Here is an 8,380-nt window from a genome sequence, read left to right on the forward strand (position 1 = left end):
TGACCTGCTCCCCTAAATCCGCACACAACTGAGTATGATTTCACAGTTTCGCGGAAGCGAAAGATCGGGGAGGAGCATGTCTCGGAGCCGGCACACGGAAGCGGAGATGATCGCCGCGTTGAAGCAGATGGACGCAGGCCGCAAAGCGGAGGACGTGGCGCGGGAGGTCGGCGTCAGCAAGCACACGCTGTACTCGTGGAAGGCGAAGTACGGCGGCATGGACGCCAGCCAGGCGCAGGAGGCCAAGCAGTTGCGCGACGAGAACACGCGGCTGCGCAAGCTGGTGGCGGACCTGTCGCTGGACAAGGAAGCGCTGCAGTCGGTGATCCGAAAAAACGGCTGGAGCTCGTAGCGCGGAAGGCAGCTATCGAGCAGATGCAGGCAGAGTTTGCCTTCACGATGCGACGGGCATGCGGTCTGATGCTGGTTTCGGCCGGGACCTACCGCTATCGTTCGCGGCGCTCGGATGAGCCGCTGCGCACGAGGCTGGTGGAGTTGGCACGAGAGAAGCCGCGGTTCGGCTATCGGCGGCTGCACGTGCTGCTGACGCGATCGGGCGAGCGGGTGAACCACAAACGTCTGCATCGGGTGTATCGGGAGGCGGGATTGATGATTCGGCGGAAGAAGCGGAAGCACTGCGTGCGTGCCGGAAAGCCGCTGGTGGAGCGGACGGCGCCGAACCAGGAATGGGCGCTGGACTTCGTGCACGACGCGGTGGAGTGCGGGCGCACGATCCGCGTCTTGACCGTGGTCGATGCCTTCACGCGGGAGTGTCTGGCGCTGGAGGTGGACACGAGCTTCGCATCGCGAAGGGTGACGCGGGTACTGGACGCGATCATGGCCCAGCGCGGGGCGCCGCTCGCGATCCGCTGCGACAACGGGCCGGAGTTGACCAGCCGGCATTTCCTGGCCTGGGCCATCGAGCGCGGGATCGAACTGGTGCACATCCAGCCGGGAAAGCCGATGCAGAACGGCCGCTTGGAGAGCTTCAACGGGAAGTTGCGGGAAGAGTGTTTGCGAGTGAGCTGGTTTCAGAACCTGTTCGACGCACGCAGCAAGATCGGGGCGTGGCGGAAGGAGTACAACGAAGAGCGTCCGCACAGCAGTTTGGGCTATCGGACGCCGAAGGAGTTTGCCGCGCAGCTGAAAGCGGAAAGCTTCTACAGAGATGGAGTGGGGCAAGAGGCCTCAAACGCCGGCCCCTTGCCCCACACCCCCATCCCCGCTGAAAAGCTCGGTGAAAAGGATGGAAGTTGTCGTAGTCTCAACTGTGCGGAGTAAGGGGGCAGGTCACACGTATGCCTGTTCGCGATTAATGATCGTGCCGGTCGGATGTCCGGCCTGGTTCCTGAACGTGCGGATAATCGACAGAATCCCGGCGAAATGCGTATCGATGTCCTCTTTGATCTCGGGCGGCAGGCTCCGGACATGCTGGTCGAGAATATTCTTGAACTTGTTCACCTTCTGCAGAATCGTACGCTCACGCGAGACCGCTGCGAAGTTGGCTGCGTGCGTCGAGTTCTGATCGATCTTCTCCATCAGGAGCAGAAATGTGTGCTCTGTCGCTACGCCCAGCATGACAGTCGCAGACAGAATGCAGCCTGTGCGGAACGCCTGCATTGCCTCTTTGAGGTAGAGAAGCGTGATGGCATCGATCGTCGGGACTTCCGACCGAATAGCGGCCTCGTAGGAGCTCACATCATGAAAGAAGTACGCCTGTTGGTGAGCGATCAACCTGCCACCGAACTCCGTCACCCGAAAGAACGGGAATTCTCTGTTCGCATCGTTCAGGCCTAATGTGATTGTCCCCTCGCGGAACAGCGTCCAAAACACTTCGAGGAACAGATCCTGGTCGTGGCGAGACAGACTGGGCATGGCAGTCGAAAAGTGCTGCTGCCCTGGTGATTGGCCTTCACGTCGTTCAATGACTTCAGAGACACCCAGCAGGAGGCGCTCATAATGGTCCATCTGATAACCTGCGCGTTCGCGCCCGGCGAGGAGGTCGAGTGCAACAGCCCGGAGTTCCTCGAAACTGTGGTCCACAGGCGTCCCTTTCGAGAATTCAAGTATAGGCACGCGGAACGTGTAGAGAAAGAGCCCGGGGGCTAGCTAGCCCACACTTTCCCGTCCGCGACTACTTTTGAGGTTGCCCCACCCTTGTCGCTCCCGGGTTTGGAGCGACAGGGTGGGGTTGTTCCTGACGGCGCACCATCTGCAAGGGCTGGCCCATACGCTCGCGCTTGCGAGCCGTCCATTGCGATTCGATTTCTACTATCCCTTCGTACCCGGTGGCGATATGAAGAAAGCTGCTCCATTTCCAGTCATCGGGCCGTTTTACCAGGCCGCGTTTGACCGGGTTCATATGCATGTAGTGCAGCTTCTCAACGCGTTTCTTCTCGCTGGAAACGGGGAAATCATAGTAGCGGGTTTGCCAGAACTGACGCTCACCGGGCCGGCGCAGCTTGCGCGATACGATCTGCTTCAACATCTGGATCGTAACCGAAAGCTGCTTGCGCTCCGGCTCGCTGACGAGCAGGTGCACGTGCTCGGGCATGACGACATAGGCGCTGACGTAAAAGCCGTACCAACGCCGTACCCGCTCCAGTTCTGCTTCGAAGGTGTCCCGCGCCCGAGGCGTCGCCAGCAGAGGTTCGCGCCGGTAACAACTGAAGGTGATGAAGTGCAGGCAGCGTGACTGCTGGTAACGATTCAGTCCCCAAGGCATGCCATGAGGGTAATCTCCAATATGACAGGAGTCTGTGATGTCGGATGGAAAATCCCCACCCTGTCTCGCCGTTGCTCCGTTTTGGGGCAAGCTCCCATCAGGCGAGACAAGGGTGGGGCAACCTCGGCGCTGAGGGCCACGTTCTGACGTTCGCTGCGTGAGCTTCTGCTGTTGAGGGCGTCAGAAAATGTTGGGCACGATTGCTGGCGTCTTGTTCTGCCGTCTCTGGCAGAACTCGGGAGATTTGAGGGACGGCGTTCCCGGCACTCGCGTGCCAGGCTAGGTTCTGGCGTCCCTGCGGGATTCCGAGAGTAATGAGGACAGCTTCCCCGGGACTTACTCCCCGGGCGAGACAAGGGTGGGGCAACGTCGCAGGGCCAACCACGCGCCCAGCTATAATGTTGCTCAAATGTTGGGCGAGACCGTCTCTCACTATCGAATTCTTCAGAAGCTCGGCGGCGGAGGCATGGGTGTGGTGTACGAGGCCGAGGACCTCAAGCTCGGCCGCCGTGTCGCGCTCAAGTTCCTGCCCGACGAGCTTGCCAAGGACCCGACCGCGCTGGAACGATTTCAGCGCGAAGCGCGCGCCGCCTCCGCCTTGAACCACCCCAACATCTGCACGGTTTACGAAATTGACGAAGCCGGCGGCCGCCCCTTCATCGCCATGGAGCGTCTGGACGGCGAGACGCTCAAACACTGCATTTCCGGCAGGACCTTGCCGACGGAGCAGGTGGTGGAACTCGGCATCGAGATCGCCGATGCACTCGACGCCGCGCACAGCCAGGGCATCGTGCACCGCGACATCAAGCCGGCGAACATTTTCGTGACTCGGCGCGGACACGCCAAGATCCTCGATTTCGGCCTGGCCAAGCGCTCGACCACGGAAGGGGTGGGCTCCTCGGCCGCCACGATGTCGGAAGAGCACCTCACCAGCCCGGGGGCGGCGGTCGGAACGATTGCTTATATGTCGCCCGAGCAGGCGCTCGGCAAGGCGCTGGACGGGCGCACCGACCTATTTTCCTTCGGCGCGGTTCTCTACGAAATGTGCGCCGGACGGCCGCCGTTCTCCGGCGACACCTCGGCCGCCATCTTCGATGCCATCCTCCGCAAGACCCCGTCTTCTCCGGTGCGCCTGAATCCCGACTTGCCGCTCGACCTGGAACGCATCATCAATAAGGCGCTGGAAAAGGACTCCGACCTGCGCTATCACAATGCCGCCGACATTCGCGCCGATTTGAAGCGTCTGAAACGCGATACTGGTTCCAGCGCGAGCGTGACCTCCGTCGAGGCCGCGCCAACGCCACGAAAGGCTGCCCGGATGCCGCTGGTGGCCGCCGGGGCGGTTGTGCTGGTGCTCGCCGCCGCCGTGGGGTATTTCCTGTATCGCTCGAAAACCGTGCCGGCCACCACTACGCCGGCTGCACCGCTCGCGACCGCCGCCACGGTGCGCACCATGGCCGTACTGCCCTTTCACAATCTGTCCGGCCAGAAAAGTGGCGACACGTGGGGCGTGGGCATGGCGGACGCCATCATCAGCCGCCTGGCGGCGCTGCAGAATCTTGCAGTGCGGCCCACCAACTCGGTATTGAAGTACGCCGCCAGCGCCGACGATCCCACCCAGGCCGCGCGCGAGCTGCAAGTGGATTCGGTGCTGGCGGGCAACTATCAGGTTAGCGGCGGCGTGGTGCGCGTCTCCGTGCAGCTCATTGACCACGGCGCCACCCGTTGGGGCAGCCGCTACGATCTGCGCGGCCCCGACATGCTGAAATTCCAGGACGAGGTTGCGCAAAAAGTGGTGGAAGGCTTGAGCGTGCAACTCTCCGGCGCCGAGCAGAAGCGCATGAAGGAGACGGCCACCACATCGCCGGAGGCGTACAACCTGCTGGTGCAGGCGCGAGCCTACTTGAATGAGTACTTCGTGAACTCACGGGTTGAGTCGCTGCAGGAGGGCCGCCGCCTCATCCAGCAGGCGGTAGCCAAGGATCCGACCTTCGCCGACGCTTATGCGCTGCTCGCCCGGCTCTACCTGATGGAAGCCGCCAATTTCCAGGAAAATGGTGAACGCAACCTCATCGCCTCCGAACAGGCCGCGCGCAAGGCGGTCAGCCTCCAGCCGTCCTCGTTCGAAGCCAACATGGCGCTCGGAGCCATCCTGAACGAGCGCGGGAAGAACGCCGAAGCCATCACAACACTGCGGCAAACGGTGGCAATGGCCCCGAATTCAGTCGACGCGCTGGATCACCTTGGCTATGCCTATCACTACGCCGGGTTAATTGACTTGGCCGAGGAAGCCTATCGGCGCTGCCGGGATATGAATCCCTCGACACCGCGCATTTACTGGATGCACGGCCGCATGCTGCTCTATCAGGGCAAAGCGCACGAGGCCGCGGAAGAAGCGCGCCAAGCCCTAAAACGTACTCCGGACCAGTTCAAACTGGTGGCCTTTCTCGGCTACTTTCTCTATTACGAAGGCAAGCTGGAGGAGGCGGAACCGGTCATCAACCGTGCCGTCCAGTTACGCGGCGGACACGGCGACGATACTCCGCTGATCTTCTCCGGCTATCTGCATGCCGCGCGCGGAGAACGCGACCAGATCGACCCAGTCTTGCTGCGCGACCGCCCAGCCGACATTATGGATGGAGATTATGCCGAATGGATGGGTGGCACTTATGCCTTGCTCGGCGACAAACCTCAGGCGCTTACCTTTTTCAAGCGCGCCGTCGCCCTCGGCAACCACAACTACCCTTGGTTCCAGCGCGACAAGAACTACGACAAGCTCCGCGGCGACCCCGAATTCGAGCGCGTCATGCGCGAAGTGGAAGGCCACTGGAAGCAGTACAGCGCCCAATTCGCCAGTCGGTAAAAGAGAGGATTAATCCTGGCGAGCGGACCAGAGACGGTAGGTGGTGGCTGGCGAAGGTGCGAGTACCCCAGGGCCGAAGGGTGTGCGTGAGAACCTCAGCCGTGCCTACGGCACTGGGATATTTTTCCCACTTTGCCCCGCCGCTGAAGCGTGCTGCGACATTGATTCCCGGCACTTACGTGCTGCGCTGGGTTCTGTCGTCCCTGCGGGACTCCGAGAGTAATGAGGTCAGCTTCCCTGGGACATACGTCCCGGGCTATGAACTGGCGTCGCTGCGCGACTCGCCTGAGAATAGGTAAGGCCGGGGTCCCCACCAGGGCTGAAGCCCAGATCTTTAGTAGTGGCCCTTGTCGCACGGCTGAAGCGGTGCGCTTCCACCTGTGGCGCAGAGGACATTTTTTCCGCGGCCTGTAAAGCGCGGCGCTTCCACCGAGTTGTAGAATGCGCGCATGGCAGCGCCGGTCACGCCGGAGATTGAGGCGCAGATTGGCGAGCCGTTTCCGGGTCCTACGGCCCCGAGGCGGAACTGGCTGGCGCGTTCTTGTTCAATCTCCCGGCTTGGGGAGCCAACACGAATGAGCAATAGCCCTGAGCTGATGATTGGGGACGCCATGGCCGACTCGGCGGGCATTCCTCTCAAGTCCCGAAACTAATTGTTGAGGAGTGCGACTCGTCGCACATGGGAATGAACCGACCTTTCACAGCTTCACCAGAGCCCCGCGCAAGTGGCGCAAGCGCGCGCCTGTTGGCTCATTTCGCTTTTGCACAGCATGGCACCAATCTCCAGCGGGAAATCGTTGGCGGCCTCACCACGTTCCTGACCATGTCCTACATCGTGGTGGTCAATCCTGCCGTGTTGCGCGCCGCCGGCATTCCCCCGGGAGCGTCCATGGTGGCGACCATCGTGACCGCGATTTTCGGCACCGTGATCATGGCCGTATACGCCAATCGTCCCTTCGCTATCGCTCCCTACATGGGGGAGAACGCTTTCATCGCCTACACGGTGGTGCAGGCGCTCGGCTATCGCTGGCAAACGGCGCTGTCGGCCGTGTTTCTCGGCGGCCTACTCTTCCTGTTGTTGACGCTTTTTCGGCTGCGACAGTGGCTGGTGAGTGCCTTGCCCGAGAGCCTGCGCTACAGCTTCGCGGTGGGAATCGGGTTGTTTCTCACATTCGTGGGATTGAACGAGAGCGGTATCGTGACGCTGGGCACGCCCGGGGCTCCACTCAAGCCCGGGTACCTGATTTCGGCGCCGGTGCTGCTCGCTATTGCCGGATTCCTACTGATGGCCATGTTATTGATCCGCCGCTTCCCGGGGGCCATCCTGGTCGGAATCGTCGGCACCACAATTCTGGGCATCGTGACCGGAGTAACGCCGCGTCCGCACGCCTGGCTCAGCGCTCCGCCCAGTTTGGCGCCTGTCTTTCTCAAACTTGACTTCTCCACCGTCTTCAGTTGGAGCTTCTTTCCGGTGGTGCTGACCATCTTCGTGATGGCGTTTGTCGACACCATGGGCACGCTGATTGGGGTATCGGCTCGAGCCGGCTTTCTCGACGAAAAAGGCGAGTTGCCGCAGATCGAACGTCCCATGCTGGCGGACGCGCTGGCGACCATGTTCGCGCCGCTGGTCGGGACGACGACGGCCGGCGCCTACATCGAATCGGCTACCGGAGTCGAAGCCGGAGGGCGCACCGGCTTCGCCGCCCTGGTGACCGCCGCCTGTTTTGCGCTGACGCTGTTTGTCTCGCCCTTTGTCGCGGCCATCCCACCGCAGGCATACGGCCCAGCGCTGATCGTGGTCGGCCTGCTGATGCTCGCTCCGGTCACGCGTTTCCGCTTCGACGATTTAACGGAGGTGATCCCCGGATTCGCCGTCGTGGCGTTGATGAGCTTCACCTACAACATCGGTATCGGCATCACCGCCGGCCTGGTGCTTTATCCCGTCTGCAAGGTAGTTGCCGGACGGTGGCGCGAAGTTCGCGGCGGATTGTGGGTCCTGGGCATACTCTCGCTGCTGTTCTTCATTTTCTACCCGTACCAGTAACCCGCTCGCTGTGGTTGTGAGGAGTGTGAAACGGGGTGGCAGTCGCGAGTTATATGACGAGCCACTCCGGCACACTGCTGGGGCTCGGCACTAGGGAAGCTCTGGTCAAGCACGTCGGCAGTCCCTCAGCGGCTGAAGCCGTACTCTTTTTGTGGCACCTAACGGACGGCCTGAAGGCCGTCCCCTTCAAAAAAGCCGAGTTGATCAGACCTTCCCTAGCGCAAATCTTATTGCTTGCTCTAACGTCATTGCGCGGCCGTCCTGCCAGGTTAGATCGAACGCGTTGTCGCCCATGGCGGCGCGGGCTGCAGCAACCTGGCGGTCGTAGCGGAGCCGATCTCGGGGCTGCAGCGTGGCGCCGATTTCCTCTCGAAGCCGCTCTGCCCCGCCCCACATACGGGTCGCCTGGCCGAAACTGGCCAACCCGAACGCGACGTAGGCAAGTCCATTCAAAGTCTCGGCGATACCCCACCGGTCGCCCAGCTCGCTGCGGATCGTCAGGCCCTCTATGTATAGCGCTCGGGCGCCTGCATAGTCGCTCTGGGACGAAGCCAGGTCGCCCAAGTTGTTTAGCAACATGGCAATGCCCCCTAGGTCGTCTAGCTTTCGGAAGATTGCTAGGCTCTCCTCGAACATTGCCAGGACAGCTGGATAGTCTCCCTGATCGTGTGCCGCACCCGCCAAGTTGTTCAGTGCCCTGGCAATGCCGCGCTGATCGCCATGCGCGAAATGCCCGCCTCCTTGAAGC

The 8,380-nt window shown here is 61.7% G+C and carries 5 protein-coding genes and 1 pseudogene; 3 read left to right on the forward strand and 3 right to left on the reverse strand.

The genetic code is table 11. The features are described 5' to 3' along the window. The first annotated feature begins 76 nt into the window (after positions 1-76). Positions 77-1,137: pseudogene (locus LAN64_20015) on the forward strand (IS3 family transposase). 153 nt (positions 1,138-1,290) lie between these two features. Here LAN64_20015 and LAN64_20020 read toward each other — a convergent pair. Continuing rightward, the gene (locus tag LAN64_20020) at positions 1,291-2,043 is read right to left on the reverse strand and encodes a hypothetical protein (protein ID MBZ5570113.1); all 753 of its coding nucleotides are present in this window, start codon (positions 2,041-2,043) and stop codon (positions 1,291-1,293) included. Positions 2,044-2,134: 91 nt separating this feature from the next. After that, positions 2,135-2,725: a transposase gene (locus tag LAN64_20025; protein ID MBZ5570114.1), complete on the reverse strand. Its 591-nt coding sequence runs from the start codon at positions 2,723-2,725 to the stop codon at positions 2,135-2,137. Between the two features lie 409 nt (positions 2,726-3,134). Here LAN64_20025 and LAN64_20030 point away from each other — a divergent pair, with 409 nt between their 5' ends. Next, entirely contained in the window at positions 3,135-5,588 is a 2,454-nt protein-coding gene (locus LAN64_20030; protein ID MBZ5570115.1) for a protein kinase, read from the forward strand. A 685-nt stretch (positions 5,589-6,273) separates the two neighbouring features. Further along, positions 6,274-7,632 (forward strand): NCS2 family permease, encoded by a 1,359-nt coding sequence (locus LAN64_20035; protein MBZ5570116.1) that lies wholly within the window; start codon positions 6,274-6,276, stop codon positions 7,630-7,632. Between the two features lie 204 nt (positions 7,633-7,836). On the opposite strand, the gene LAN64_20040 is transcribed toward LAN64_20035, so the two are convergent. After that, positions 7,837-8,380 (reverse strand): tetratricopeptide repeat protein (locus LAN64_20040; GenBank protein MBZ5570117.1); only part of this gene is annotated, 544 nt, incomplete at its 5' end.

It is taken from the genome of Terriglobia bacterium, assembly GCA_020073185.1.
GTDB lineage: Bacteria > Acidobacteriota > Terriglobia > Terriglobales > Acidobacteriaceae > JAIQGF01.